This window comes from Micromonospora sp. NPDC048887, assembly GCF_040649715.1.
Taxonomy (GTDB): Bacteria; Actinomycetota; Actinomycetes; order Mycobacteriales; family Micromonosporaceae; genus Micromonospora.
In genome coordinates this window covers 60,283-86,607 of sequence record NZ_JBEZGA010000009.1, presented here as the reverse complement: position 1 = coordinate 86,607, position 26,325 = coordinate 60,283, and the positions used below count along the sequence as shown (strand labels likewise).

Genomic DNA, 26,325 nt, shown 5'->3' with positions numbered 1-26,325 from the left:
GGCGGCGGTGACCGGAAAACGCCTCGCCGGATCCGGCGGTTGCTGACAGGCTGCCCGCCATGACCGCTCATGCCCTCGCCGGGGCGCTCGCCGACGAGCGTCGCCGGACCGTGTTCGCCGCGATCGTGCTCGGCGCCCGCGACGTGCCGGCCGTGGTGGCCCGCACCGGGCTGCCCACCCGTGACGCCGCAGTGGCCGTACGCCGTCTCACCGACGCCGGTGTGCTCGACGACGACGGCGGGCTACGGGTCGACGCCGAGCGGCTGCGCGAGTTCGCCCGGGCCGGGGCGGCGGCACCGGCGGGCCCGGCCGCGAACCCGCGCGAGACGATCCTGCGCACGTTCCTGCGCGACGGCGCGCTGACCCGGCTGCCCGCGCAGCGGGGGCGCCGCCGCGTCCTGCTGGAGCACATCACCGAACGCGCCTTCGAGCCGGGGCGGCGCTATCCGGAGCGCGAGGTGGACGACGCGCTGCGCCGGTGGTGCGAGGGCGGCGAGGCCGACCACGTGACGCTGCGCCGCTACCTGATCGACGACATGCTGCTCACCCGCGAGCAGGGCGTCTACTGGCGGACCGGCCCGTGAGCGGCTGGAGCACGCAGCTCGCGCTCCCCGACGAGCCGGACGCCACGCTGATGCTGCGGGAGTACATGGCCGAGATGGTGCGCCGCTGGTACGGCCGCCCGGAGCAGCCCGACGAGGTGGACGCCGCGCTGGCCGAGAACCCGAGCGACGACCTGACCCCGCCGACCGGGTTGCTGGTGCTGGCCCGCCGCGACGGACGGCTCGCCGGGTGCGCCGGGTTGAGGTGGCAGCCGGGCTGGGCCGAACTGACCCGCATGTACGTGCGCCCGGAGCACCGGGGCGCCGGGGGCGGCGCGGCGCTGGTCGGCGCGATCGAGGCGTACGCGGTCGCCGGCGGTGCGGGGCGGATCCGGCTGGACACCCGCTCGGATCTGGTCGAGGCGCGTGCCCTGTACGCCCGGCTCGGCTACCGGGAGATCCCCGCCTTCAGCAGCGGTCCGTACGCCCAGCACTGGTTCGAGAAGGCGCTCGCGGGCCGGGTTGACGACGTGGCGGGGGCGCGCTAAAACAGAAGCAGGAACTTGAGTCGCCAAGACTCAACTTGAGACCTTGGGCCAGGAGAACCGAGGAGGCAAGAGCCATGTTGATGCGTACCGACCCGTTCCGCGAGATCGACCGGATCGCCGAGCAGTTCTTCGGCACCACCGCCCGGCCCGCCGTGATGCACCTGGACGCCTACCGCGACGGTGACCACTTCTACGCGGCGTTCGACCTGCCCGGCGTGGACCCGGACAGCATCGACTGCACCGTCGAGCGCAACGTGCTGACCGTCCGCGCCGAGCGGCGCCGCCCCACCGGCGAGAACGTCGAGCTGGTCGCCGCCGAGCGGCCGATGGGCACGTTCACCCGGCAGCTGTTCCTGGGCGACACGCTCGACACCGACCGGCTGGAGGCCGGCTACGACAACGGGGTGCTGACGCTGCGCATCCCCATCGCCGAGCGCGCCAAGCCGCGCCGGATCGCGGTCAGCACGCCCGCCGAGGGCAACGGCCGCCGTCAGCTCACCACCGTCTGAGCAGGTCACGCCGACGCGGGGGAGGCCGGAGCACCGGCCGACCCCGCGTCGCCGTAGAGCCGGGTCAGTGCGTGCGCGGTCGCGATGAACCGTTCGCGCAGGTCGGCCGGGGCGAGCACCTCCACCTCGGCACCGAGCTTCAGGAACTCGGTGTGGGCGTGCCGGACCGACTCGATCGGCACTGTGGTCTCCAGCCATCCGTCCGGGCCGGGCTCACCGGCTGCGGCCCGGGCGGCGCGGCTCATCTCCGGCGGGAACACGTACGGCATGAACTCCAGCGCCGCCACGGTGAGCCGGATGCGGGCCTGGTCACGGTAGACGTCGCGTTCGTAGCGGGCGGTCCACTCCCGCCAGTACGCGGCCAGGTCGAAGTCGTCGGGCCGCGCACACGGCTCGGCGGTGACCTCGGCGTCGAGCACCGCGCCGACCCGGTAGGTGCGTATCTGCTCCTCGCAGCGGCCCACCAGATACCAGCGGCCCGCCTTGAGCACCACGCCCAGCGGGGCGACCAGCCGGGTCACCTCCCGTGGGGCACGCCAGCGCCGGTACCGCAGCCGCACGAGCCGGTCCCGCCAGACCGCGCCGGCCAGCGTCTCCAGGTGCGGGGTGGCCTCCGGGTGCCGGAACCAGCCGGGCGCGTCCAGATGGAACCGCTGCCGGATCCGGCCGCTGCGGTCGGCCAGCTCACCGGGGAGCGCGGCGCGCACCTTCAGCTCGGCGGCGGCCACCACCGACGCCAGTCCCAGTTCGGCGGCCGGGCCGGGCAGGCCGGCGAGGAACAGCGCCTCGGCCTCTGGGCCGGTCATCCCGGTGAGCCGGGTCCGGTAGCCCTCCAGCAGCCGGTATCCGCCGGCCGGCCCCCGATCGGCGTACACCGGGACTCCGGCGGCGCCGAGCGATTCGACGTCGCGGTAGACGGTCCGCACCGACACCTCCAGGGCGTCGGCGAGTTCCTGGGCGGTCATCCGCCCCCGGGTCTGCAGGAGCAACAGCAGGGAGACCAGCCGGCTGGCACGCACCCGGTGACGCTAACCCGGACCCGGGTGACCGGGGACGGGCGCGCCTCGTCGCCAAACCCCCCACTTACTGAGAACCTTTCTCACATGCTTCGCCCCGAGGTGCTGCCCCGCGCCCGTACCGCCGCCCTGCCCGCCGGCCCGGCCGACGTCACCGAGGCGTGGCTGCGCAACCGGCGGCTGTCCGAGCACACCCGCGACGCGTACCGGAGGGACGTCACCGGCTGGCTGAGCTGGTGCGCCGAGCGTGGGCTCGACCCGCTGCGGGCGACCTTCCTCGACGTCAACGCCTACGGCCGGGAACTGGAGTCCACCCCCCGCGGCCGGGCCGGCCGCCCGCTCACCCCGGCCACCGTCGCGCGCCGGCTGTCCGCGCTGTCGAGCTGGTACGACTTCCTGGTCAAGCTGGGCGCGATGGCGGCCAACCCGGTGTCGGCGGCGGACCGCCCGCGCGTGGACCGGGACCACTCCGCCACCGTCGGCCTGACCCCCGAGGAGGTCGACGCGCTGATCGCCGCCGCCGACGCCGACACCGGTCCGGCCGCCGCCCGCAACCGGGCCGCCGTCGCGCTGCTGGCCGACCTGGGCCTGCGGGTCGGGGAGCTGGTCGCGCTGGACGTGTCCGACCTGGGCACGGAACGCGGTCACCGCAGCGTCCGCTTCGTGGGCAAGGGCGGCAAGGTACGCCGGCGCGCGCTCACCCCGGGCACCGCGTACGCGGTCGACGCCTACCTGGCCGTACGGGCCGCCGCGCAGGGTGTCACGGTGCCGGAGCTGACCGGCCCGCTGCTGATCACCGCCACCGGCGGGCCGCTGGACCGGCATGCCGTGTTCCGGCTGGTGCGACGGCTGGCGCAACGTGCCGGGATCGCGGCGTGGGCGAAGCTGTCGCCGCACTCGCTGCGCCACGCGTTCGCCACCACGGCCCGCTCCGAGGGGGTGCCGCTGGAGGACGTGCAGGACGCGATGGGGCACGCCGATCCGCGTACCACCCGCCGCTACGACCGGGACCGGCACAACCTGGACCGCGACCCGGCGTACACCATCTGGGCTGCTCGGGCCCGCCGGCGCGGCTGAGCCGTCGGAGCGGGTGACCCGGCAGCGATGCGGGCCGCGGTGGTTCGCGGCCCGCATCGCTGACGGTCAGCCCTGCGGACGGGGGCAGAGGCAGAACGGCTGCCCGATCGGGTCCAGCAGGACGGTCCACCGCTCACCGCCGGGCTGGAAACCGGGCCGGGTCGCCCCGGCCGCCACCAGATCCTTCTCCGCGGCCGTCACGTCGTCGACGTAGAGGTCGAGGTGGTAGCGCTTGTCGCCGCTCTCGTCCGGCCAGGCCGGCGGCGCGAAGCCGGGCACCAGGCCGAAGCCGATCGACGTGCCGTCCTTGGTGATCATCGCGTACTCGGCCTCGCTGTGGGTGATCTCCCCACCGAGCGCGTGGGCGTAGAAGGCCGCGTGTGCGGCGGGGTCGGAGCTGTCCAGGTTGATCATGGCGATGTCTGCGTGACTGGTCATGCCGGGAGTCTGCCGTGCATACCTGCCACCTGTCGTCAGGTATGACGGCGAGGCCGAGCTGAGAGCGGAAACGACTCACCGACACGCGGCACCGACCGTCTAACCGGGCGACACGGAGTGACCTGCGCGCCGTAACTGCCTGCGCGCCGCTGCCCGGTTGCCTAGCGTCGTCGGTGATGGGCAGGCAGCGGGATTGGCACCACCCGGCCCGGCGTCGCCGGCCGCTACGCGCGGGCGTGCTGATCGCCGGTCTCGGCGTGGGCACCTGCCTGATCGGGGTGGCCGGGCTGGCGGTGTGGAACGCGCAGGTGGTGTTCCAGGCCGACGGGCCGGTGCGGGAGACCGCCGACGGGTTCTTCCGTGACGTCGCGTCCGGGGACACCGACGCGGCGTACGAGCGGCTGTGCGCCGAGGCCCGAGGCAAGTGGAGCAAGGCCGGCTTCGGCAGCTGGGTGCGGACGCCGCCGCAGGTCAGCGGATACGAGATCGTCGACGTCTCGGTGGCGACCCGGTCCGGCCGGCCGCACGGGACGGTGCTCGTGCGGATCAACCGCGACGGCGGCGGCAGCGAGGAACGTGAGCTGCCGGTGGTACCGGAGGGCGGCGGCTGGCGGGTGTGCGGGGATCCCTTCTGATGCTCAGGCGCGCGGGCCGAGGTCGCCTGCGCGGTAGTGGCGGCGGCAGAGCACCTGGTAACGCACGTCGGCGGTGTCGACGGTGTCGCCGATGACCACCTGCGCGCCCTCGCGGACCACCCGGCCGTCCACCACGCGGGCGTTGAGCAGCCCTTCCCGGCCGCACCAGCAGAGCACCTCGACCTGGATGCGGGCCACCTCGTCGGCCAGCTCGAACAGCCGCTGCGCGGCCGGGAACAGGCAGGAGCGGAAGTCGGTGGCCAGGCCGAACGCGTAGACGTCGACGTCGAACCGGTCGACCAGCTCGGCCATCTGCTCGATGTGTTCGAGGTTGTAGAACGACGCCTCGTCGCAGATCAGGTAGTCCACCCGTACCCCCTCGGCCCACGCGTCGCGGACCAGGACGCGCAGGTCGAGGTCGTCGGTGACCTCGACGGCCTCGTGGGCCAGGCCGATGCGGGTGGTGACCTGCGGGCCCAGCGAGCGGTCGATGCGGGTGGTGACCAGGCCGCGGCGGCCCTGCCGGGCGTGGTTGTGGTTCATCTGCAACGCCATGGTGGACTTGCCGCAGTCCATCGGCCCCCAGAAGAACTTCAGCGCGGCGGCGTGCAGCGGCCGGCCGTCGACGCCGCGCGCGGCGGCGCAGCCGGCGGCTCGGTCGTCACCGGGCCCCGGCAGGGGGCGGGCCAGGCAGGTCGGGGCGGCGTCGTCGGTCACGTCGGGGCAGCCTAGCCGATCGACGACGCCCGATCAGGCCCGCGATGATCCACCCGCCGGGGCACGGCGGGTCAGAGCACCCGGGGCGGGGTGTTGCCGGCGGCGATGATGGCCCGGCGCATCGGCACGGCGGCCAGCAGCGCGAAACCGACCACGAAGAAGATCAGCAGCGACACCAGACCCACCCGGTACGACGAGGTCAGCTGGAAGACCAGGCCGAACGCCAGCGGGCCGAGCCAGCTGGTGCCCTTGTCGCTGATCTCGTAGAAGCCGTAGTACTCGCCCTCCTTGCCGGCCGGGATGAGCTGGCTGAACAACGACCGGCTCAGGGCCTGGCTGCCGCCGAGCACCAGGCCGATGCAGCCGCCGAGGATCATGAACGGTACGGGCGCCTCGGCGGGAAGCCGGAACGCGGCGATGATCACACCGGTCCAGAGCACCAGCGACAGCAGCACGGTCTTCCAGGCGCCGATGCGCTTGGCGAGCGCGCCGAGGGCCAGCGCGCCGCCGAAGGCGAGGAACTGCACCAGCAGGATGGTCACGATCAGGGTGCTCTGCTCCAGCCGCAGCTCCTCGGTGCCGTACTGGCTGGCCAGGGTGATGACGGTCTGGATGCCGTCGTTGAAGACCAGGAACGCGAGCAGGAAGTACAGCGTCAGCGGGTACGTCTTGATCTCCCGCAGGGTGCGCCCGAGCTGCCGGAACCCGTCGGTGAGCACGTTGACACCGCTGCCGCCCCGGCGGGCCGCCTCGGTCGGGTGCTCGCGCAGCCAGCGCAGCGGGACCAGGGTGAACGCGGCCCACCACACGCCGGCCGACACGATCGACCAGCGGGCCAGGTCCAGCGTGCGCTGGGCGTTGCCCTCCTCGCTGAGCATGGTGACGGCGACCAGGTTCAGCGCGAGCAGCAGCCCGCCGCCGAGGTAACCGATGGCCCAGCCGCGGCTGGAGATGCCGTCGCGCTCGTCCGGGCCGCCCAGTTGCGGCAGGAACGAGTTGTAGACGACCACGGCGGCGCCGAAGGAGATGTTCGCGATCAGGAACAGCGCGCCGCCGAGCAGGTAGCGCTCGCCGGTGACGAACGCGAACGCGATGGTCGCGCCGGCGCCGGTGAACGCCGCGGCGGCGAGCAGCCGCTTCTTGTGCGCCGACCGGTCGGCGATCGCGCCGACCACCGGCAGCACGAACACGGTGAGGAAGACCGACAGCGAGATCAGGTACGGGTAGAACGAGCCGGCGGCGACCTTGATGCCCAGCGGGTACACCGCGCCGTCGCAGCTGTCCGCGCCCAGTTCGCAGCCGGCGGCCAGCTCGGTGACTGTGGTGAGGAACGGCCCGAGGAAGACCGTGATGACTGTGGTCTGGAACGCGGAGTTCGCCCAGTCGTAGAAGTACCAGCCGGTGCGCTCGCGGCGGGTGCTGCCCGGTCCGGCGGGGTCGGCGACGGCGGGGGTGACCGTATCGGCCATCGGGGGTCGTCCTCGGGGGGTCAGGCGGCCCAGTGGCCGCGACTGCGGTAGACGTCACGGAGCACGCTGACGTGATCGGTCATGATGCCATCCACACCAAGATCAAGTAAGTGGTGCATCTGGGCAGGTTCGTCGATCGTCCAGGCGTGCACCTGCAACCCGATCCGGTGGCAGTACGCGAGGAACCGCCTGTCGACCACCGGCAGCCGCCCGAAGGAGACCGGCACCTGCGCGGCCACCACGGACGGGGGCAGCCGCAGGGGCCGCCCGTGCAGCGAGGCCAGCCGCACCCGGGCCACCCCGCGCATGCCGAGGCTGGTGGCGACCTCCGGCCCGGCCAGCGCCCGCAGCCGGGCCAGCCGGGCGTCGCTGAACGAGGCGAGCAGCACCCGGCCGCCCGCGCCGACCCGGGTGACGGTGGCGACAGTGGGTTCCACGCCCCCGTCGGCCTTCACGTCGATGTTGAACCGCACCTGCGGCCAGGCGTCGAGCACCTCGTCCAGGCGGGGCACCAGGGCGGCCCCGCCGACGCGCACCGAGGACAGGTCGGCCCAGCGCAGGTCCGCGATGCGGCCCTGTTCGCCGGTGACGCGGCGCAGCGTCGGGTCGTGGAAGACCACTGACACGCCGTCGGCGGTGGCGTGCACGTCGGTCTCCACGTACCGGTAGCCGAGGGCGACGGCACGGGCGAACGCGGCGGTGGTGTTCTCGTCGCCGTCGGCCGCGCCGCCGCGGTGGGCGAACGCCAGCGGCGCGGGCGCGTCGAGGTAGCCGTGACGGGGCTGCACGCGGGCAGTATGCCCGCCCGGGGTGGCCCGCAGATGGCCGGGCGATGAAATTCCCTATCGTTCCCTAACTCGATTAACATAGGGTGCGATGAGTAACGACATGTACTCGGTGGAGCAGGTCGCGGACCTGCTCGGCCTGCACGTGCGCACCGTGCGCGGCTACATCCGATCCGGGCGGCTGCGGGCCACCCGGATCGGTAAGCAGTACCGGATCGCCCGCGCGGACCTGGACGCGCTGACCGGCCGGCCTGCCCCGGCCGCCTCGGCGCCGGGAGCGGAGGTGTCCAGCGTCGTCCGCCTCGACGGCGTCGACCGGACCGCCGCCGACCGGCTCGCCACGCTGGTGCTGGCCGGCGTGAACACCCACCACGACCCGGACCGTCCGCTGCGCGTGCAGACGGTCCACGACGAGGAGCGGCACCGCATGACCATCATGATCCTGGGCGACCTCACCGCCACCGCCGACCTGCTGCGCCTGCTCGACGGGGTGCTCGACGGCGGCAACGGCCTGCTCGGCGGCGGGGAGCGCGACCATGACTGACCTGATGCAGGAGCGCGCCGGCGAGCAGGTGCTGGTCTGCGACCCGGACGGCCCGCCGATCGCCACCGAGCGCGACGCGCTGGACCTGATCGGCGCGGCGTTCCTCGGCGCGACAGTGGTCGCGGTGCCGGCCGGCCGGCTCGACCCCGCCTTCTTCACCCTCGGCACCCGCTTCGCCGGTGAGGTGATGCAGAAGTTCGTCAACTACCGGCTGCGCCTTGCCGTCGTCGGTGACATCTCCGCCCACCTGGAGCGCAGCGGCGCGTTGCGCGCGCTGGTGGCCGAGTCGAACCGGCACGACCAGGTGTGGTTCGTGCCGGACCTGGACGCGCTCGAAGAGCGGCTGCGCAACACCACCTGACCCACCCGCCCCACCTCGCCGATCTTGCACTTGCGGCCCTCGTCAGGGGTGTTTCGCCGGGTTTGCCGGGGCACCAACTGCAAGGTCGACGGGCGGGAGCGGGCCGAGGTCGGGGTTGGGGTGTGCCGGGTCAGCCCGGGTGGCTGCTGGTGCCGGTGCCTGCGTCACGGGATCCAGGTGGCGGGTACGGCTGTTCCGCGAGCAGCCGGGCCAGGTGGGCGCTGTTGAGCGCCAGCGCGGCGGTGGTGCGGCCGGTCGTGTCGGGTTTGGGGCGGGCGTCGATGTAGTCGGTCTTGTGCAGCGCTTCCCCGACCCAGTAGGTGGCCCCGGCGGCCGGGCAGGTGAACCCCACCTCGTTGAGGGCCTGCTGCACCTCGGCGATGGTGTGGTGCGCGCCGTCCTCGTTGCCGACCACGGCCACCCCGCCGACCTTGCCGTAGGTGCGCAGGCGGCCCTGCTCGTCGGTCTCGGACAGCTCGGCGTCCAACCGTTCGAGGACCATCTTGGTCACCGACGAGGGCTGACCGAGCCAGATCGGCGTGGCGATGATCAGGATCTGGGCGGCGAGCAGCTTGGCACGGATGTCGGGCCAGCCGTCTCCGTCGCCCTCGTCGACGGAGACCCCGAAGCGCACGTCGTGGTCGACCACCCGGACGATCTCGCCGTCGACGCCCTGATCGGCCAGCGCGTCGAGCACCTCCTGGCCGAGCACCTGTGAACTGGACGTCGCCGGGGAACGCTTCAGGGTGCAGTTGAGTACGAGTGCTCGGACAGTGGTCATGACCAGGTCCTCTCCGCCCAAAGAGTGCGGGACTTGATACCCGCCACCGGGGCCGGGATGCCTCAGCCGGCGCGGTGGCGGCGGTGGGCGCGGGTGGTCTCGACGGGCCGCCCCGGGTCGACGTGGCGTGGCAGGTCCGGCTCGTCGGGGCGCAGCGCCACCAGGTCGTCGGTGATCGCGTCGATGATCCGGTCGGTGGCCTGCCGGGCCGCGCCGGGGGAGCCGGAGCGCAGGTCGTCCAGCGGCACCGGGGCGCCGAAGTGCACCCTGATGGCGGGCCGGCGGACGATCGCCCGGGCGACCGCGCGCAGCATCCCCTTGGGCGCCCGGTAGGGCAGCACCTCGTGCGAGCCCCACTGGGCGACCGGCACCACAGCGGCGCCGCCGGCGAAGGCGAGCCGGGCGGCGCCGGTCTTTCCCCGCTCGGGCCACATGCCGGGGTCGAGCCCGATGCGCCCCTCCGGGTAGACCAGCACCACCGAGCCGCCGGCCACCGCCTCGGCGGCGACCTCCAGTGACCGGTGCACCGCCGCGGTGCCCCGGTCGACGCGGATGTGCCCGGCGTGGCGCATCAGCGCCCCGATCACCGGGGTGCGGAACAGCCCGCCGGTGGCCATGATCCGGGGCGCGACCCGCCGGACCCGGCAGGCGGCGGCGAGGACCACCGGGTCGAACGGGCTGATGTGGTTGGCGGCCAGGACCAGCGGGCCGTGGCGCAGCGCGTCGGGCACGTCGCCGGTGACCTCCAGCCGGCCGACCAGCCTGACGGCGGCGCAGGCGAGCGTCTGCGCGGCCCGCCACAGCAGCGGCGCGCGCCAGGGGGTGCTGTTCATCAACGCTGGATGGTCGCACGAGCCAGGGCGATCCCGGCACCCGGGCACGGTGATCCGGGGACCGCAGGGTCCTCCGGCAAGGGTGAGCCCGGGACCGCAGGTCCTCCGGCAAGGGTGAGCCCGGGACCGCAGGTCCTCCGGCAAGGGTGAGCCCGGGACCGCAGGTCCTCCGGCAAGGGTGATCAGGGTCATTGGTCCCGGGCCGGGTGGGGCCCTGCGGCCCTGCTGGTCTCCCTACGACGACGAGTAGTATCTACTACGTCTCGTAGTATGCGCAGCTGGGGGTTTTCAGGTGGACGCGTTGGACGTCGCCCGCTGGCAGTTCGGTGTCACCACCGTCTACCACTTCTTGTTCGTGCCGTTGACCATCGGCCTGTCCGTGCTGGTGGCGATCCTCCAGACCATGTGGCACCGCACCGGCAACGAGCGGTACCTCAAACTCACCAAGTTCTACGGCAAACTGTTTCTGATCAACTTCGCGATGGGTGTGGTCACCGGCATCGTGCAGGAGTTCCAGTTCGGCATGAACTGGAGCGACTACTCCCGCTTCGTCGGCGACATCTTCGGTGCGCCGCTGGCCATCGAGGCCCTGGTCGCGTTCTTCCTCGAATCCACGTTCATCGGTCTGTGGATCTTCGGCTGGGACCGGCTGCCCAAGCGCCTGCACCTGGCCTCGATCTGGGCCGCCGCGATCGGCACCAACCTGTCGGCGTACTTCATCCTCGCCGCCAACTCGTTCATGCAGAACCCGGTCGGCTTCCGGATCAACCCCGAGAGCGGCCGCGCCGAGCTGACCGACTTCGTCGCCGTGCTCACCAACAAGGTCGCCCTGATCACCTTCCCGCACACCCTGGCCGGTGCGTTCCTGGTCGCCGGGTCGCTGATGGTCACCGTCGGCCTGTGGCACGTGATGCGCAACCGCGACAGCGCCGACACCGGCGCGTACCGCTTCGCCACCAAGCTCGGCTCCTGGGTCGTCCTGGTCTCCTCGGCGCTCGTCATCCTCACCGGCGACATCCAGGGCAAGATCATGACCGAGGTGCAGCCGATGAAGATGGCCGCCGCCGAGGGCCTCTACACCACCGAGAGCCCCGCCTCGTTCTCCGTGCTCACCGTCGGCAGCCTCGACGGCAGCCGCGAGCTGTTCGCCATCAAGATCCCGTACCTGCTGTCGTTCCTCGGCACCGGCGACCCCAACGGCACCGTGCAGGGCATCAACGACCTCCAGGCCCAGTACGCCAGCCAGTACGGCCCCGGCAACTACGCCCCGATCATCCCGGTCACCTACTGGAGCTTCCGCTTCATGATCGGCTTCGGGCTGGCCGCCGCCGCGATCGCGCTGCTGGTGCTCTGGAGCCAGCGCAAGGGCCGCACCCCCACCAGCAAGTGGCTGCTGCGCGCCGGCCTGGTCATGCCCGTGCTGCCGCTGCTCGCCAACTCCTTCGGCTGGATCTTCACCGAGATGGGCCGCCAGCCGTGGATCGTCTTCGGCGAGATGCTCACCCGCGACGGCGTGTCCCGCAGCGTCTCCCTGACCGAGGTCCTCACCTCCTTCACCGCGTTCACCCTCATCTACGCCGTCCTCGCGGTGGTCGAGTTCAAGCTGCTGGTCCGCTACGCCCGCGCCGGCGTCCCGGACGTCACCCCGCAGACCGACGACGACACCGACGACGCCGAGCGCCCGCTGGCGTTCGCCTACTGACACCCCGGAGCCCAACCGTGGAACTGACGACCGTCTGGTTTCTCCTCGTAGCAGTGCTCTTCACCGGCTACTTCATCCTCGAAGGCTTCGACTTCGGCGTCGGGATGCTGCTGCCGGTGCTCGGCCGCGACGACAGGCAGCGCCGCGTCCTGATCAACACCATCGGCCCGGTCTGGGACGGCAACGAGGTGTGGCTGATCACCGCCGGCGGCGCCATGTTCGCCGCCTTCCCCGAGTGGTACGCCACCCTGTTCTCCGGCTTCTACCTGCCGCTGCTGCTCATTCTGCTGGCCCTGATCGCCCGCGGCGTCGCCTTCGAGTACCGCCACAAGCGGCCCGAGGCGTCCTGGAAGCGCCGCTGGGACCAGGCCATCTTCTGGGGCTCGGCGATCCCGGCCGTGCTGTGGGGCGTGGCGTTCGCCAACATCTTCCGCGGCGTGCCCCTGGACGCCGACCACGAGTACGTCGGCGGTCTGTTCGACCTGCTCAACCCGTACGCGCTGCTCGGCGGCCTGACCACGCTGGGGCTGTTCCTCACCCACGGCGCGGTGTTCCTGGCGCTCAAGACCACCGGTGACATCCGGGAGCGCGCCGGCGCCCTCGCCGTCAAGCTCGGCGTCGGCACCGCCGTGGCCGCCGTGGCGTTCCTGAGCTGGTCGCTGAGCATCCGCTCCAGCGCCGCCGCCGTCGTGCTCGCCGTCGGTGCCGCCCTCGCCCTGCTCGGCGGTCTGGCCGCGGCCAAGGTACGCCGGGAGGGCTGGGCGTTCACCGGCACCGCCGTGGCGATCGCGCTGGCCGTGGCGACGCTGTTCGCCGCGCTGTTCCCGAACGTGATGCCGTCCACCCTCGACGCGGCCGGCACGCTCACCGCCACCAACGCCGCGTCCACCCCGTACACCCTGAAGATCATGACGTGGGTGGCAGTGGTGTTCACGCCGATCGTGCTGGCGTACCAGGGTTGGACGTACTGGGTGTTCCGCCGCCGGATCGGGGTACAGAACATCCCGCAACACTGATCGACCTGTGGGCGCAGGGGCGCGGGGCCGGTGCGAGGGGGTCGCACCGGCCCCGCGGGGCGTCCAAGGGTCAGCGCGCCTCGCGCAGCTCCGCCAGCCGCGCCTCGATCTCGGCCAGCTCGGCGCGCAGCTTCTCCGCCTGCTGCTCGGCCTCGGCCCGCTCGGCGGCCAGGATCTGCTCCACCGCCTCCTGCACGCCGGGCACGTCGACAAGCGCCACCATCCGCAGCGCCTCGGCCGGCTTCACCACGTACGGCCGGGCCAGCGCCTTCGTGCCCTGCTGCGCGGCCACCGTCCACTCGCCCTCGGCGTAGGCCAGCGTCACGGTCAGCCCCGGCGGCGTCTTCGGCTTCGCGGCCTTCACCGCCCGCTTCGCCGGCTTCGGCTCCGCCGGCGGCGCCTCGGTCTTCGTCTCCTCCCGCCGCGGCGCCGGCACCCGCGGCGTGTCCAGCACGAACGCAGGCTCCGGCGCGGCCGGCGGCTGCTCCGGCTCCGGCTTCGCCTCCGTGGCCGGACGCCGCCCGGCGCCCTTGGGGGCGATCGCCACGTCGGCGGGGGAGAACGGCAGCTCGTCGCGGCCGAACCGAACCACCACGAACTCCTCCGACGCCGCCGGGTCGGTCAGCTCCACCACCTGCCCGAGCTGCCCGGCCATCTGCCCGGCCGCCTCGGTGAACACCACCCGGGGCTTGCGGCCCGCCGCAAGGGCCTCCCGGATTCCCTGAACCTCGTCAGTGGACAAACCCTGACCCGCCATCACGCCCTCTTCCGTACACCTGTTTGACGCAGCCTTGATACCAGCCGGCTGCGACACCGCGATGATCAGCCCCCGAGGGCGCGCAGCGCCGCGTCGGCGTGCTCGTTCATGCTCAGCTCGCTGTGCACCACGGCGAGCACCCGCCGGTCCGTGCCGATCACGAACGTCATCCGCCGGGTGCTCAGCGCGCCCAGCGGCAGCCGCCGCCGCACCCCGAACGCCCGCGCCACCTCGCCGTCGGCGTCGGACAGCAGCGGATAGCCGAGCCCGTGCCGGCGGGAGAACTCCGCCTGCCGCTGCACCGGATCCCGGCTGATCCCCACCCGTTGCGCGCCCACCGCCGCGAACTCCGCCGCCAGGTCCCGGAAGTGGCAGCTCTCCGCCGTGCAGCCCCGCGTCATCGCCGCCGGGTAGAAGAACAGCACCACCGGACCGGCGGCCAGGAACTCCGACAGGCGCCGTGGCGTACCCGTCTCGTCCGGCAGCGTGAAATCCTCGACCAGGTCACCGACACCCACCGCGTCACTCATGACGCGAGGATATGTAGACATCGGCGATCCCGCTCCGTCGTACCGGGCGAGCGGCGGGGAGACACCGCCGCACGACGCGAAGGACAGCCAGTGAAGTACGTGATCATGATCCACTCCAACCCGGAGCCGTGGGGCCACCCCACCTCCGAATACCTCGCCGCCCACCAGGAGCTGCCCGCCGAGGTACGCGAACAGCTCAACGCCGACTTCGAGCAGGTGATGACCGAGCTGCACGCCAACGGTGAGCTGGTCATGGGGGAGGCGCTCGCCGACCCCGGCACCGCACGGCTCTACCGGTGGCGCGACGGCGCACCCCTGGCCACCGACGGCCCGTACTCGGAGGCCAAGGAACACCTCGCCGGTTTCTTCCTCGTCGACGTCGAGGACCAGGCCCGCGCGGAGGCCGTCGCCGCGAAGTTCGCCGGCCCGGGCGAGACGGTCGAGCTGCGGCCCCTGATGTGGCCGGGCGGCTCCGATCAGTGACGCCGCGCCCCTCGCGGACGTGTGGCGCCGGGAAGCGCCGCACGTCCGCGCCGCGCTGCTGCGCCGCTACGGGCACCCCGACGCCTGCGAGGACGCCCTGCAGGACGCGGCGGAGGCGGCCGCCGCTCGCTGGCCGCTCACCGGTGTGCCCGACGAACCGCGGGCCTGGCTCATCCAGGTCGCCTCCCGGCGGCTGATCGACCGGATGCGCGCCGAGGCGGCCCGGACCCGCCGCGAGCGGCTCGACGCGGCCCGGCAACCCGGCGCCGGCGTGGTACCGCCCGTCGACGACGACACGCCCGTGACCGGCGCCGACGACACGCTGCGGCTGCTGTTCCTGTGCTGCCACCCGGCACTGAGCCGCCCCTCCCAGGTCGCGCTGACCCTGCGCGCGGTGGCGGGACTGCGCGTGGAGCAGATCGCCGCGGCCTACCTGGTGCCGGCCCGGACCATGACGCAGCGGCTGAGCCGCGCCCGCACGACCCTGCGCGAGGCCGGCGCCCGGTTCACCATGCCGCCGCCGGACGCGCTGCCCGACCGGGTGGCCGCCGTGCTGGACGTGTGCCACCTGGTGTTCAGCGAGGGCTACACCCGCACCTCCGGTGACCAGCTCGTCGACGTGGAGCTCGCCGAGGAGGCGATCCGGCTCACCCGGCAGGTCCACGCGGCGCTACCCGGCCACCACGAGGCCGCCGGCGCGCTGGCGCTGATGCTGCTCACCCACGCCCGCTCACCCGCCCGCACCGACGCCGCCGGTGACCTCGTGCCGCTCGCCGAGCAGGACCGCACCCGCTGGCGTCGCGACCTCATCGACGAGGGAGTAACGCTGCTCGACCGGGCCCTGCCGCACGGCCCGGTGGGCCGCTACCAGCTCCAGGCGGCCATCGCCGCCGTGCACGCCGAGGCGCCGGCCTTCCCGGAAACCGACTGGCTGCAGATCAGCGTCCTCTACGACATGCTGAGCCGGGTCGCTCCCAGCCCGTTCGTCACCCTCAACCAGGCCGTCGCCGTGGCCATGGCGCACGGCCCCGCCATCGGACTGGCGCTGCTCGACCCGCTGCTCGCCGACCCGGCGACGCGCGACCACCACCGGCTGCACGCCGTCCGCGCCCACCTGCTGGAACTCCACGGCGATCCGCGGGCCGCCGCCGAGCACTACCGGCTGGCCGCCCGCCTCACCGGCAGCCTGCCCGAACAGCGCTACCTCAACCGGCGGCTGGCCCGCCTGACCAGCGACTCCTGATCGCGGTCACCGCCACACCCCGGCCACCTCGGCGGCCACCGTGTCGGCCTGGGCGAACCCGGCCCGCGCCGACGCCGCCCGCCGCGCCGGATCCAGCACGTTACGGCCGATCGCCGTGCGCGCCGTCCGGTCCGGCGACACCACCGCCACCCGCGCCCCCGCCTCCCGCAACGCCGCGACCTGCGCCGCCGGCCGCGGCATCGGCCCCACCGCCGCACGCGTCGGCGCCAGCACCACCACCTGCCCGCACCCGGCCGCCAGATCCGCGTTCACCGGCGACCGCACCCCGCCGTCGACGTACCGCCGGCCGTCGACGGTCACCGGCGGCCACACCCCCGGCACCGCGCAGCTGGCGCCGACCGCGTCCACGAGCGACACCCCGCTGTCGGCGTCGAACACCACGAACTCACCCGACGCCGCGTCCACGGCGGTGACCAGCAGCCGCGCCGCCGGCCAGTCCGGCGACGGCAGCCGCGCCGCGATCACCGCCCGCCGCGACTGCTCCGACGGGGTACGCGCCGACAACGCCATCGCGCCGATCCGCGCCCGGGCCCGCGCGGCGTCGCGGCCCCGCCCACCGGCCCACGCCCAGCGCAACAGCACACCGGCGCCGAGCCGGGCCGGCACCTCGTCGCGCGGCGGCCGCAACTGCGCCTCGTACAGCTCCGTCAGCGGCGTACCCGAGCGCACCTGCGCCCCGACCACCGACCCGGCCGACGTGCCCACCACCAGGTCCGCCTCGTCCAGCCGCAGGCCGTGCCCGGCGAGCCCGGCCAGCAGGCCCAGCTCCCAGGCCACCCCTGTCACCCCGCCGCCACCCAGCACCAACGCGCGCCCCATGTGACAGTCCTCTCCACCCCGGATGGTCCCGCCCACGGTAACGTCGGCCCTCACCACCAGGTAGGGGAGAGGAATTGAGCTCCGTCACCATCGTCACCGGGGGAGGGCGCGGCATCGGCGCGGCCACCGCCCGCCGGCTCGCCGCCGACGGCCACGACCTGGTCATCGGCTACCGCACCGACCACACCGCCGCCGAGACGGTGGCCGCCGACGTGCGCGCCGCCGGCCGCCGCGCGGTCACCGTCGCCGCCGACACCACCGACCCCGACCAGGTACGCCTCATCTTCGACGCCGCCGACCGGCTCGGCCCGCTCACCGGCCTGGTCAACAACGCCGGCGTCACCAGCCCGATCGGCCCGTTCACCGACCTGCGCGTCACCGACCTGCGCGAGGTCGTCGACGTCAACCTCATCGGGTACGTGCTGTGCGCCCAGCAGGCCGCCCGGCGGCTCACCAGCGGCGGCGCAATCGTCAACGTCTCCTCGGTGGCCGCCACCCTCGGCTCACCCGGCGAGTACGTCCACTACGCCGCCGTCAAGGCCGCCACCGACACCCTCACCGTCGGGCTGGCCAAGGAACTCGCGCCGCGCGGCATCCGGGTCAACGCCGTCGCCCCCGGCATCATCCGTACCACCATCCACGCCCGCTCCGGCGTGCCCGACCGCCCCGACAGCGCCGCCGGCCGGATCCCGATGGGCCGTGCCGGGGAACCCGAGGAGGTGGCCGGCGCGATCGCGTACCTGCTCGGCGCGGACGCCTCGTACACCACGGGCGCGGTGCTGCGCGTCGGCGGCGGTCTCTGACCCGGCGGCGGCCCGGGGACATCCCCCCGGGCCGCCTTCTCGCCTGTGCTACTCGGTGAACAGCTTCGCCGCCGTGATCGCCGTCTGCACCACCCCGTAGCCCAGCAGCGCCGACACCAGCAGCCACGACACCACCAGACGGGCTCCCTGCCCGCCACCGGTCCGCTCGTTCACGATCCGCTCCTCTCCGTCGCACCCGGTGCTGTCCCGTCCCGCCCGGACGCCGGCTCGTGGTAGCGCTCCGGCACCGGCCGCACCAGAAGGTTCGCCACCAGACCCACGACCAGCACGCCGACCATCGTGAACAACGCCGGCCGGTACGCCGCCGCGGTCAACGTGCCCGGCTCGCCCTGCGCGTCGAGGAACCCGTTGACGATCAGCGGCCCGGCCACACCCGCCGCCGACCACGCGGTCAGCAGCCGGCCGTGGATCGCACCCACCTCGAACGTGCCGAACAGGTCCCGCAGGTACGCCGGCATCGTCGCGAAACCGCCGCCGTAGAACGACAGGATCACGCAGGCCAGCAGCACGAACAACGCTGTCGCGGTCTGCCCGAACAGTGCCAGCAGCAGATACAGCACCGTGCCCACGCCCAGGTACAGCACGTAGATCGGCTTGCGGCCGATCACGTCCGACGTGGACGACCACACGAACCGGCCCGCCATGTTGAACAGCGACAGCAGCCCCACGAACCCGCCGGCCGCCGCCACCGACACCGCCGACGTCCCGTTGTCCCGGAAGAAGTCCTGGATCATCGGGCTGGCCTGCTCCAGGATCCCGATGCCCGCCGTCACGTTGCAGAACAGCACCACCCACAGCAGCCAGAACGACCGCGTCCTCAGCGCGTTCGCCGCCGACACGTTCGCGGTCGTCACCAGCGGCTTCTCCGCCACCTGCGCCGGGTCGAACCCGGCCGGCCGCCAGCCCGGCGCCGGCACCCGAACGTTGAACACCCCGAACATCATGATCACGAAATAGCCGAGGCCGAGCGTCACGAACAGCCACACCAGCGCCGACCCCGACGCCGTGGAACCGCTGTCCGACGGGTCGTAGCCCGAGTCGTAGAGCGACAGCAACTGGCGGGACAGGGGAGAGGCCACCATCGCCCCACCACCGAACCCCATGATCGCCAACCCGGTCGCCAGACCCGGCCGGTCCGGAAACCACTTGATCAACGTGGAGACGGGGGAGATGTACCCGATCCCCAGACCGATCCCGCCCAGCACCCCGTACCCCAGATACAGCAACCACAGCTGGCCGGTCGCGATGCCCAGCGCCCCGACCAGGAAGCCCGCCGCCCAGAAACACGCCGAGACGAACATCGCCTTACGCGGGCCGTTCGCCTCCACCCACGTGCCGGCCACCGCGGCCGACAACCCCAGCATCACGATCGCGATACTGAAGATCACCCCGATCGCCGTCTGCCCCGTGTCGAAGTGCGCGATCAGGGAGTTCTTGTACACGCTCGTCGCGTAGACCTGCCCGATGCACAAATGGATCGCCAGCGCCGCCGGAGGGATCAGCCAGCGGCTGTACCCCGGCGGCGCGACGGTGTGCCGACGATCGAGTGCGGAAAGCATCGTTGCTTCCTCCGTCCAGATGGCGAGAACCCCTCGGTTCATGCCCCCACCGCACGCCGCGCCCAAACCCGCCGAGCGCCGGACGGTCGGAACACTGAGCCGAACGGTCGCCGCCGCAGCCACCCGGTCATCATCCCACCACCAACCGTCACCACCAGCGGAGATGCGACGATGACCGGGTGAAGATCCTGTCCATCCAGTCGTCGGTCGCCTACGGCCACGTCGGCAACTCCGCCGCCGTGTTCCCCCTGCAACGCCTCCGGCACGAGGTCTGGCCGGTCCTGACCGTGCACTTCTCCAACCACACCGGCTACGGCGCCTGGCGCGGCCCCCTGCTCGCGCCCACCGACGTCGCCGACGTCATCGCCGGCATCGAGGACCGCGGCGTGCTCGGCACCGCCGACGCCGTGCTCTCCGGCTACCAGGGCGACCCCGCCGTCGGCGCCGTCATCCTCGACGCCGTCGCCCGCGTCAAGGCCGCCAACCCGGCCGCCCTCTACTGCTGCGACCCGGTCATGGGCGACGTCGGCCGCGGCATGTTCGTCCGCCCCGGCATCCCCGAATACCTCCGCGACACCGTCGTCCCCCGCGCCGACATCGTCACCCCCAACCAGTTCGAACTGGAATTCCTCGCCGGCCGCACCACCGACACCCTCGACGACCTGCTCGCCGCCGTCGACGCCGTCCGCGCCACCGGCCCCCGGCACGTCCTGGTCACCAGCGTCCTGCACGGCGACCTGCCCGCCGGCCACCTGGAGGTCGTCGCCGTCTCCGACGACGGCGCCTGGGCCGTCACCACCCCGCTGCTGCCGATCACCCCCAACGGCGGCGGCGACGTCACCGCCGCCCTCTACCTCGCCCACCTCGCCACCACCGGCTCACCCCGGACCGCCCTGGAACACACCACCAACTCGATCTACGCCGTACTCGAGGCCACCCTCGAAGCCGGCACCCGCGAACTGCAGATCGTCGCCACCCAGGACGCCATCGCCGACCCGCCCACCCGTTTCACCGCCCGCCGGCTGCGCTGACCGCCCGCCCGGGCGCACCTGTGCGACAGGTGCGCCCGGGCGGCGACTCGCCGCTCGAACAGGTGGACGACACCGCCGCCGAACAGCGAAGATGCACGGGTGCCCCCGGTCACCGACGACCCCGCGTTCGCCCAACGCCTCCGCGACCTGACCCGGCTGCGCCGCGTCCGCGACCGCATCGACCGCGAATACGCGCAACCCCTCGACGTCGAAGCCCTCGCCCGCGGTGAGCACATGTCCGCCGGACACCTCAGCCGCCAGTTCCGTCAGACCTACGGCGAGTCCCCGTACGCGTACCTCATGACCCGCCGCATCGAACGCGCCATGGCGCTGCTGCGCCGCGGCGACCTCAGCGTCACCGATGTCTGCTTCGCCGTCGGCTGCCAGTCCCTGGGCACCTTCAGCACCCGCTTCACCGAACTCGTCGGCGAACCACCCAGCGCCTACCGCGCCCGCCACGCCCCCGACACCGCCGAACCGCCCCCGTGCCTGACCAAACAAGCCACCCGACCGGTCAGGAATCGAGAAGCCCGCACCGGCCGGCAGCACTAGCGTGACCACCATGACGATCACCATTCACTACGCGTTCCTGCCGCACACCGACGCCGACGCCGCCATCGCGTTCTACCGCGACACCCTCGGCTTCGAACTCCGCAACGACGTCGGCCGCGGCGACACCATGCGCTGGCTCACCGTCGGCCCACCCGAACAGCCCGAGACCGGCATCGTCCTGCACCCACCCGCCGCCGACCCCGGCATCAACGACGACGAACGCCGCACCATCCTCGAACTCATCGCCAAGGGCAGCTACGGCGCGCTCACCCTCGCCACCGACGACCTCGACGGCCTGTTCGACAGGCTCGCGGCAAGCGGCGCCGACGTCGTCCAGGAACCCACCGAACAGCCCTACGGTGTACGCGACTGCGCCTTCCGCGACCCCACCGGCAACCTCATCCGCATCAACGAACGGCGCTGACCCACACCACGGACGGAGAGACCATGAGCGAGGCCACCACCGGCCTGCACCGCGCCGACAGCCACGACATCATCCGCGTCCACGGCGCCCGCGAGAACAACCTGCGCAACGTCGACGTCGAACTACCCAAACGCCGCCTCACCGTCTTCACCGGCGTCTCCGGCTCCGGCAAGAGCTCACTGGTCTTCGGCACCATCGCCGCCGAGTCCCAACGCCTCATCAACGAGACCTACAGCGCCTTCGTCCAGGGCTTCATGCCCACCCTGTCCCGCCCCGAGGTCGACGTCCTCGAAGGCCTCACCACCGCCATCATCGTCGACCAGGAACGCATGGGCGCCGACCCCCGCTCCACCGTCGGCACCGCCACCGACGTCAACGCCATGCTGCGCATCCTGTTCAGCCGCCTCGGCGACCCCCACATCGGCCCGCCCAACGCCTACTCGTTCAACGTCCCCTCCGTACGCGCCGCCGGCGCCATCACCGTCGACCGCGGCCCCGGCAAGACCCAGACCAAGAAGGGCACCTTCAACCGCCTCGGCGGCATGTGCCCCCGCTGCGAGGGCCGCGGCGCCGTCACCGACTTCGACCTCACCGTCCTCTACGACGAGAAGCTCTCCCTCAACGAGGGCGCCATCACGATCCCCGGCTACAGCATGGACGGCTGGTACGGCCGCATCTTCCGCGCAAGCGGCCTGTTCGACCCCGACAAGCCCATCCGCGACTACACCAAGCGCGAACTCGACGACCTGCTCCACAAGGAACCCACCAAGATCAAGGTCGACGGCATCAACGTCACCTACACCGGCCTCATCCCCGCCATCAGCAAGTCGATGCTCGCCAAGGACGTCGACGCCATGCAGCCCCACATCCGCGCCTTCGTCGAACGCGCCATCACGTTCACCACCTGCCCCGACTGCGACGGCACCCGCCTGGCCCCCGAAGCCCGCTCCTCGAAGATCAACGGCATCAACATCGCCGACGCCTGCGCCATGCAGATCAGCGACCTCGCCACCTGGATACGCGACCTGCGCGAACCCTCCGTCGGCCCACTGCTCAAGGCACTGGGGGACACCCTCGACTCCTTCGTCGAGATCGGCCTCGGCTACCTCAGCCTCGACCGCCCCGCCGGCACCCTCTCCGGCGGCGAGGCCCAGCGCACCAAGATGATCCGCCACCTCGGCTCGTCCCTCACCGACGTCACCTACGTCTTCGACGAACCCACCATCGGCCTGCACCCCCACGACATCGCCCGCATGAACAACCTCCTGCTGCAACTGCGCGACAAGGGCAACACCGTCCTCGTCGTCGAACACAAACCCGAGACCATCGCCATCGCCGACCACGTCGTCGACCTCGGCCCCGGCGCCGGCACCCACGGCGGCACCATCTGCTACGAAGGCACCGTCGCCGGCCTGCGCGCCAGCGACACCACCACCGGCCGCCACCTCGACGACCGCGCCACCCTCAAGACCGCCGTGCGTACGCCCACCGGCGCCCTGCCGATCCGCGGCGCCCGCACCCACAACCTGCGCGACGTCGACGTCGACATCCCCCTCGGCGTCCTGGTCGTGGTCACCGGCGTCGCCGGCTCCGGCAAGAGCAGCCTCATCCACGGCTCACTGGCCAAACGCGACGACGTCATCAGCGTCGACCAGACCGCCATCCGCGGCTCCCGCCGCAGCAACCCGGCCACCTACACCGGCCTGCTCGACCCGATCCGCAAGGCCTTCGCCAAGGCCAACGGCGTCAAACCCGCCCTGTTCAGCGCCAACTCCGAAGGCGCCTGCCCGACCTGCAACGGCGCCGGCGTCATCTACACCGACCTCGGCATGATGGCCGGCGTCGCCAGCACCTGCGAGGACTGCGAAGGCAAACGCTTCCAGCCCGCCGTGCTCGACTACCACCTCGCCGGCCGCGACATCAGCGAGGTCCTCGCCATGTCCGTCGACGAGGCCGAGACGTTCTTCAGCGACGGCGACGCCCGCACCCCGGCCGCCCACACCATCCTCGACCGGCTCGCCGACGTCGGCCTCGGCTACCTCACGCTCGGTCAGCCCCTGACGACGCTGTCCGGCGGGGAGCGGCAACGCCTCAAGCTCGCCACCCGGATGGGGGACAAGGGCGGCGTGTACGTCCTCGACGAACCCACCACCGGCCTGCACCTGGCCGACGTCGCCCAGCTGCTCGGCCTGCTCGACCGGCTCGTCGACGCCGGCAAGTCCGTCATCGTGATCGAACACCACCAGGCGGTCATGGCGCACGCCGACTGGATCATCGACCTCGGCCCCGGCGCCGGACACGACGGCGGCCGGATCGTCTACGAGGGCACCCCTGCGGATCTCGTCGCCGCCCGGTCCACGCTCACCGGCGAACACCTCGCCGACTACGTCCGCGCCTGAGCGCCGCCGCGCCCGCTGAGGCCCCCGGCCGCGCCGCGGGTCTCAGCGGGACAGGCCGGCCATCCGGGCCGGCGGCGCGGTGCCGGGTTCCACCAGGCCGCACTGGTACGCGGCCACCACCGCGTGCGTCCGGTCCCGCAGCCCCAGTTTCGTCAGGACCCGGCTGACGTGCGTCTTGACCGTCGCGTCGCCGAGCACGAGATGCTCGGCGATCTCCCGGTTCGACATCCCGTACGCCATCAGCACCAGCACCTCCCGCTCCCGCGGGGTGAGCCGGCGCATCTGCACCGGGGTGGGCAGTCCCGGGTCGGGCCGGGCGGCGAGGTCGTCGAGCAGCCGCCGGGCCACCGCCGGATCCAGCCACGCCTCCCCGGCGGCGACCGCCCGGATCGCCGACACCAGCTCGGCGGGCGCGGCGTCCTTGAGCACGAAACCGGAGGCGCCCGCCCGCAACGCGGCGTGCACCGCCTCGTCCACGTGGTACGTGGTCAGCATGATGATCCGTACCGGCCGCTCCGAATCGTCGATGAGCTGCTCGTCCGCCATCAACCGGGTCGCGGCCAGCCCGTCGGTGCCGGGCATCCGCACGTCCATCAGCACCACGTCCGGGCGCAACCGGCGACTGACCTCGACGGCCTGCGCCCCGTCGTCGGCCTCGGCGACGACCTCGATGTCAGGTTCGTTGGTGAGCAGCATCGCGAGCCCCGCCCGTACGAGCGGCTGGTCGTCCGCGAGCAGCACCCGGATCATGAAGGCTCCCGTCGTCGGCGGCCGTGACAGTGGCCCCACCACATGATCATCGACGTCGGCGCCGCCGGCCAGCCGGATGTCGCACAGCGGACACGCGTTCACCCGACAACCGGTGCCCCGCCGTCACCCGACGCCGCCACCAGGTCGCCGCGCTGCGCGACCGGCAGCGTCGCGCTCACCCGGAACCCGCCCTCCGGACGCGGCCCGGCGACCAGGCGGCCGCCGACGCGCTCCAGCCGCTCGGCGAGGCTGGCCAGCCCGTTGCCGGTGGACAGTCCCGCCGCCGAGCCCGGCTCCCGGCCCGTGCCGTCGTCGTCGACGCGCAGCAACAGCACCCGCTCCCGCCACCCGAAATGAACAGTCGCGCAGGCCCGCCGACCGACGTGCTTGAGCGTGTTCGTCAGGCTCTCCTGCACCGTCCGGTACGCCGCCAGCTCGATACTCGGATCCAGCGGGCTCGGGCTGCCGGACACCGACATGGTCACTGTCAGCCCCGCACACCGCATCGACGTCAGCAGCACCTCGATGTCGTCCAGCCGCGGCTGCGGGCCGGGCTCACCGTCCGCCGGGCCCGACTCGGCCCGCATGACCTCCAGCAGCCGCCGCAACTCCGCCATCGCCTGCTGCCCGGCCTGCTGGATGTGCAGCAACGCCTCCCGCGTCCGCTCCGGGTCGGACGCGCTGATCCGCGCCGCCCCGGCGGCCTGCAACACCATCACCGTCACCGAATGGGACACCACGTCGTGCAGTTCCGCGGCGATCCGGCGACGCTCCAACGCCACCGCCTCCGCCCGCGCCACCCGCCGCTCCCGTTCCAGCTGGGCCACCCGCCGCCGGTGCCGCCGCACCACCGACCCGGCCGTCCACGCGGCCGCGTAGATGAGCGCGAACATCAGCGCGGTCACCACGAACTCACCGGCCCGCGCGCCCGGGTTCGGTTCCACCCGGAACGAGTCGAACGCGCTGAGCAGGCTCCGGGCGCACGCCGCCGCGTACGCCACCGCCGACACCACGAGCGGCCGCAACGCCGCCACCGTGTACAGGGCCACGATCAGGCCCACCCACGGCCGGTAGTCGTGCAGCAGGAACCACATCGCCACGCCGTGCACGCACTCGAAGGCGAACACCGCGACCGGCGCGCGGACCCGCCACCACAGGGCACCGACCGACAGCACCGCGGCGAGCACCTGCAACCACTGCCGGGCCGGGCCGACCGGCTCGCTCTGGATCACCACGGACGACGCGGTGAACAGGTCGAGCAGGCCCAGCACCGGCAGCAGCAGAAGATCGTGACGCCACCATCTCGCCGCCCGCGCCGGGTCGGACGGCGCCACCGCACCGGCCACCGAGGTCATCGGCGGGTCAGGAGTCTTCCGCGGGGCAGCCGATCCCGAACAACCGGCACGTCCAGGACAGCGGAGAGCCGTCGTCGTCACCGCCTCCGTCACCGTCGGGCGGCGGCGTGGCCGCGCTCACCCGGTGCGTGGTAACCGGCACCGCCGGCCGGCCCGGCTCACCCCGGCGGCCCGCCCCGGCCAGCACCACCGGCGCCACCACGTCGGCCGCGGCGCCCGCAGCAACCCGCCACCGCCCGTCCGCGTCGTCGGCGAGCATCGCCAGCACCCGGCGCACCGACAAGGCATCAGTGCCGTACCCGCCGGCGACCGTCTCACCGGCGAGGGACACCATCAGCAGGTCCGCCTCGTCACGGTGCAGCACCGACACCTCCGCGACCGCGAGCGACCACGCGTCCCCGCCGGCCACACCCACCAGGCGCACCGCGTCACCGGACCGGGCCCGGCCCGCGCCCACCGTCCTCAGCAGACACCGCCGGCCGTCCAGCGGCACCCCACGCGCCACTGTCACCCACCCGGCCGGCCGCTCCGCCTGCAGGAACACCACCACCGGCGGCGACTGGACCTCGGTTCTCATCACGGACCTCCACAGAAGGAACTGCGGG

Annotated in this window: 31 protein-coding genes; 16 read left to right on the top strand and 15 right to left on the bottom strand. The window is 72.7% G+C overall.

Annotated elements, in window-relative coordinates; genetic code table 11:
• Positions 1-59: 59 nt before the first annotated feature.
• The 3 genes from AB0C17_RS16095 (at position 60) to AB0C17_RS16085 (ending at position 1,599) form a co-directional block, all read left to right on the top strand.
• The gene (locus AB0C17_RS16095) at positions 60-584 is read left to right on the top strand and encodes a DUF2087 domain-containing protein (protein ID WP_357479107.1); all 525 of its coding nucleotides are present in this window, start codon (positions 60-62) and stop codon (positions 582-584) included.
• Positions 581-1,090 (top strand): GNAT family N-acetyltransferase, encoded by a 510-nt coding sequence (locus AB0C17_RS16090; RefSeq protein WP_357479104.1) that lies wholly within the window; start codon positions 581-583, stop codon positions 1,088-1,090. Before AB0C17_RS16095 ends, AB0C17_RS16090 begins: the two co-directional genes overlap by 4 nt.
• 74 nt (positions 1,091-1,164) lie before the next feature.
• Positions 1,165-1,599 (top strand): Hsp20/alpha crystallin family protein, encoded by a 435-nt coding sequence (locus AB0C17_RS16085; protein WP_357387357.1) that lies wholly within the window; start codon positions 1,165-1,167, stop codon positions 1,597-1,599.
• Between the two features lie 5 nt (positions 1,600-1,604).
• On the opposite strand, the gene AB0C17_RS16080 is transcribed toward AB0C17_RS16085, so the two are convergent.
• Positions 1,605-2,618 carry a YafY family protein gene (locus AB0C17_RS16080; protein ID WP_357479101.1) on the bottom strand — a complete coding sequence of 338 codons (1,014 nt, stop codon included), beginning with the start codon at positions 2,616-2,618 and terminating at the stop codon, positions 1,605-1,607.
• Positions 2,619-2,702: 84 nt separating this feature from the next.
• On the opposite strand from AB0C17_RS16080, the gene AB0C17_RS16075 reads away from it, so the two are divergent.
• Positions 2,703-3,692: a tyrosine-type recombinase/integrase gene (locus tag AB0C17_RS16075; RefSeq protein ID WP_357479098.1), complete on the top strand. Its 990-nt coding sequence runs from the start codon at positions 2,703-2,705 to the stop codon at positions 3,690-3,692.
• 66 nt (positions 3,693-3,758) lie between these two features.
• Here AB0C17_RS16075 and AB0C17_RS16070 read toward each other — a convergent pair whose 3' ends face one another.
• Positions 3,759-4,130 (bottom strand): VOC family protein, encoded by a 372-nt coding sequence (locus tag AB0C17_RS16070; protein WP_357387363.1) that lies wholly within the window; start codon positions 4,128-4,130, stop codon positions 3,759-3,761.
• Positions 4,131-4,306: 176 nt separating this feature from the next.
• Between AB0C17_RS16070 and AB0C17_RS16065 the strand changes: the two genes are divergently transcribed.
• Complete coding sequence (locus AB0C17_RS16065; protein ID WP_357387365.1) at positions 4,307-4,765, top strand: hypothetical protein; 459 nt, start codon at positions 4,307-4,309, stop codon at positions 4,763-4,765.
• Positions 4,766-4,768: 3 nt separating this feature from the next.
• Here the strand turns inward: AB0C17_RS16065 and AB0C17_RS16060 are convergent, their stop codons facing one another.
• From AB0C17_RS16060 to AB0C17_RS16050, 3 genes are all read right to left on the bottom strand, one after another.
• Positions 4,769-5,443 carry a thymidine kinase gene (locus AB0C17_RS16060; RefSeq protein ID WP_357387485.1) on the bottom strand — a complete coding sequence of 225 codons (675 nt, stop codon included), beginning with the start codon at positions 5,441-5,443 and terminating at the stop codon, positions 4,769-4,771.
• 110 nt (positions 5,444-5,553) lie between these two features.
• On the bottom strand, positions 5,554-6,951 hold the full coding sequence (locus AB0C17_RS16055) for an MFS transporter (protein ID WP_357387367.1): 1,398 nt from the start codon (positions 6,949-6,951) through the stop codon (positions 5,554-5,556).
• A gap of 20 nt (positions 6,952-6,971) precedes the next feature.
• On the bottom strand, positions 6,972-7,739 hold the full coding sequence (locus AB0C17_RS16050) for a glycerophosphodiester phosphodiesterase family protein (protein ID WP_357387368.1): 768 nt from the start codon (positions 7,737-7,739) through the stop codon (positions 6,972-6,974).
• A gap of 88 nt (positions 7,740-7,827) precedes the next feature.
• Here AB0C17_RS16050 and AB0C17_RS16045 point away from each other — a divergent pair, with 88 nt between their 5' ends.
• Positions 7,828-8,280, top strand: a complete 453-nt coding sequence (locus tag AB0C17_RS16045) for a helix-turn-helix domain-containing protein (RefSeq protein WP_357479096.1) — start codon at positions 7,828-7,830, stop codon at positions 8,278-8,280.
• A complete protein-coding gene (locus AB0C17_RS16040; protein WP_357479093.1) occupies positions 8,273-8,641 on the top strand; it encodes a DUF4180 domain-containing protein in 369 nt (122 codons plus the stop codon). The genes AB0C17_RS16045 and AB0C17_RS16040 overlap by 8 nt, the downstream gene beginning before the upstream one ends.
• A gap of 130 nt (positions 8,642-8,771) precedes the next feature.
• Here AB0C17_RS16040 and AB0C17_RS16035 read toward each other — a convergent pair whose 3' ends face one another.
• Together AB0C17_RS16035 and AB0C17_RS16030 are read right to left on the bottom strand one after the other, a co-directional pair.
• Entirely contained in the window at positions 8,772-9,422 is a 651-nt protein-coding gene (locus AB0C17_RS16035) for an NAD(P)H-dependent oxidoreductase (RefSeq protein WP_357387374.1), read from the bottom strand.
• Between the two features lie 62 nt (positions 9,423-9,484).
• The gene (locus AB0C17_RS16030) at positions 9,485-10,255 is read right to left on the bottom strand and encodes a lysophospholipid acyltransferase family protein (RefSeq protein WP_357387376.1); all 771 of its coding nucleotides are present in this window, start codon (positions 10,253-10,255) and stop codon (positions 9,485-9,487) included.
• A 292-nt stretch (positions 10,256-10,547) separates the two neighbouring features.
• Here AB0C17_RS16030 and AB0C17_RS16025 point away from each other — a divergent pair, with 292 nt between their 5' ends.
• Positions 10,548-11,957: a cytochrome ubiquinol oxidase subunit I gene (locus AB0C17_RS16025; protein ID WP_357387378.1), complete on the top strand. Its 1,410-nt coding sequence runs from the start codon at positions 10,548-10,550 to the stop codon at positions 11,955-11,957.
• Positions 11,958-11,974: 17 nt separating this feature from the next.
• Positions 11,975-12,973 (top strand): cytochrome d ubiquinol oxidase subunit II, encoded by a 999-nt coding sequence (cydB, locus tag AB0C17_RS16020; protein WP_357387380.1) that lies wholly within the window; start codon positions 11,975-11,977, stop codon positions 12,971-12,973.
• A gap of 70 nt (positions 12,974-13,043) precedes the next feature.
• On the opposite strand, the gene AB0C17_RS16015 is transcribed toward cydB, so the two are convergent.
• Positions 13,044-13,730 (bottom strand): hypothetical protein, encoded by a 687-nt coding sequence (locus AB0C17_RS16015; RefSeq protein ID WP_357387382.1) that lies wholly within the window; start codon positions 13,728-13,730, stop codon positions 13,044-13,046.
• Between the two features lie 65 nt (positions 13,731-13,795).
• Positions 13,796-14,260, bottom strand: a complete 465-nt coding sequence (locus AB0C17_RS16010) for a peroxiredoxin (protein ID WP_256487405.1) — start codon at positions 14,258-14,260, stop codon at positions 13,796-13,798.
• A 90-nt stretch (positions 14,261-14,350) separates the two neighbouring features.
• Between AB0C17_RS16010 and AB0C17_RS16005 the strand changes: the two genes are divergently transcribed.
• Entirely contained in the window at positions 14,351-14,743 is a 393-nt protein-coding gene (locus AB0C17_RS16005; RefSeq protein ID WP_262015747.1) for a YciI family protein, read from the top strand.
• A gap of 19 nt (positions 14,744-14,762) precedes the next feature.
• Positions 14,763-15,986, top strand: a complete 1,224-nt coding sequence (locus AB0C17_RS16000) for a DUF6596 domain-containing protein (protein ID WP_357387384.1) — start codon at positions 14,763-14,765, stop codon at positions 15,984-15,986.
• Between the two features lie 6 nt (positions 15,987-15,992).
• Here the strand turns inward: AB0C17_RS16000 and AB0C17_RS15995 are convergent, their stop codons facing one another.
• Complete coding sequence (locus AB0C17_RS15995) at positions 15,993-16,826, bottom strand: patatin-like phospholipase family protein (RefSeq protein WP_357387386.1); 834 nt, start codon at positions 16,824-16,826, stop codon at positions 15,993-15,995.
• A gap of 74 nt (positions 16,827-16,900) precedes the next feature.
• Between AB0C17_RS15995 and AB0C17_RS15990 the strand changes: the two genes are divergently transcribed.
• Positions 16,901-17,629, top strand: coding sequence for an SDR family oxidoreductase (locus tag AB0C17_RS15990; RefSeq protein ID WP_357387388.1), 729 nt, complete (start codon positions 16,901-16,903; stop codon positions 17,627-17,629).
• Between the two features lie 48 nt (positions 17,630-17,677).
• On the opposite strand, the gene AB0C17_RS15985 is transcribed toward AB0C17_RS15990, so the two are convergent.
• Positions 17,678-17,803: a hypothetical protein gene (locus tag AB0C17_RS15985; protein ID WP_357387390.1), complete on the bottom strand. Its 126-nt coding sequence runs from the start codon at positions 17,801-17,803 to the stop codon at positions 17,678-17,680.
• A complete protein-coding gene (locus AB0C17_RS15980) occupies positions 17,800-19,209 on the bottom strand; it encodes an OFA family MFS transporter (protein ID WP_357387392.1) in 1,410 nt (469 codons plus the stop codon). Before AB0C17_RS15980 ends, AB0C17_RS15985 begins: the two co-directional genes overlap by 4 nt.
• A gap of 179 nt (positions 19,210-19,388) precedes the next feature.
• On the opposite strand from AB0C17_RS15980, the gene pdxY reads away from it, so the two are divergent.
• The 4 genes from pdxY (at position 19,389) to AB0C17_RS15960 (ending at position 23,615) form a co-directional block, all read left to right on the top strand.
• On the top strand, positions 19,389-20,240 hold the full coding sequence (gene pdxY / locus AB0C17_RS15975; protein WP_357387394.1) for a pyridoxal kinase PdxY: 852 nt from the start codon (positions 19,389-19,391) through the stop codon (positions 20,238-20,240).
• A 99-nt stretch (positions 20,241-20,339) separates the two neighbouring features.
• Positions 20,340-20,792: a helix-turn-helix transcriptional regulator gene (locus tag AB0C17_RS15970; protein ID WP_357387396.1), complete on the top strand. Its 453-nt coding sequence runs from the start codon at positions 20,340-20,342 to the stop codon at positions 20,790-20,792.
• A gap of 10 nt (positions 20,793-20,802) precedes the next feature.
• The gene (locus AB0C17_RS15965; RefSeq protein ID WP_357387397.1) at positions 20,803-21,216 is read left to right on the top strand and encodes a VOC family protein; all 414 of its coding nucleotides are present in this window, start codon (positions 20,803-20,805) and stop codon (positions 21,214-21,216) included.
• Positions 21,217-21,239: 23 nt separating this feature from the next.
• Positions 21,240-23,615 carry an excinuclease ABC subunit UvrA gene (locus AB0C17_RS15960; RefSeq protein ID WP_357387399.1) on the top strand — a complete coding sequence of 792 codons (2,376 nt, stop codon included), beginning with the start codon at positions 21,240-21,242 and terminating at the stop codon, positions 23,613-23,615.
• 42 nt (positions 23,616-23,657) lie between these two features.
• Here the strand turns inward: AB0C17_RS15960 and AB0C17_RS15955 are convergent, their stop codons facing one another.
• The 3 genes from AB0C17_RS15955 to AB0C17_RS15945 form a co-directional block, all read right to left on the bottom strand.
• Positions 23,658-24,365: a response regulator transcription factor gene (locus AB0C17_RS15955; protein WP_357387401.1), complete on the bottom strand. Its 708-nt coding sequence runs from the start codon at positions 24,363-24,365 to the stop codon at positions 23,658-23,660.
• A 98-nt stretch (positions 24,366-24,463) separates the two neighbouring features.
• Entirely contained in the window at positions 24,464-25,720 is a 1,257-nt protein-coding gene (locus AB0C17_RS15950) for a histidine kinase (RefSeq protein ID WP_357387403.1), read from the bottom strand.
• Between the two features lie 7 nt (positions 25,721-25,727).
• Positions 25,728-26,297, bottom strand: coding sequence for a hypothetical protein (locus AB0C17_RS15945; RefSeq protein ID WP_357387405.1), 570 nt, complete (start codon positions 26,295-26,297; stop codon positions 25,728-25,730).
• Between the last annotated feature and the right edge of the window lie 28 nt (positions 26,298-26,325).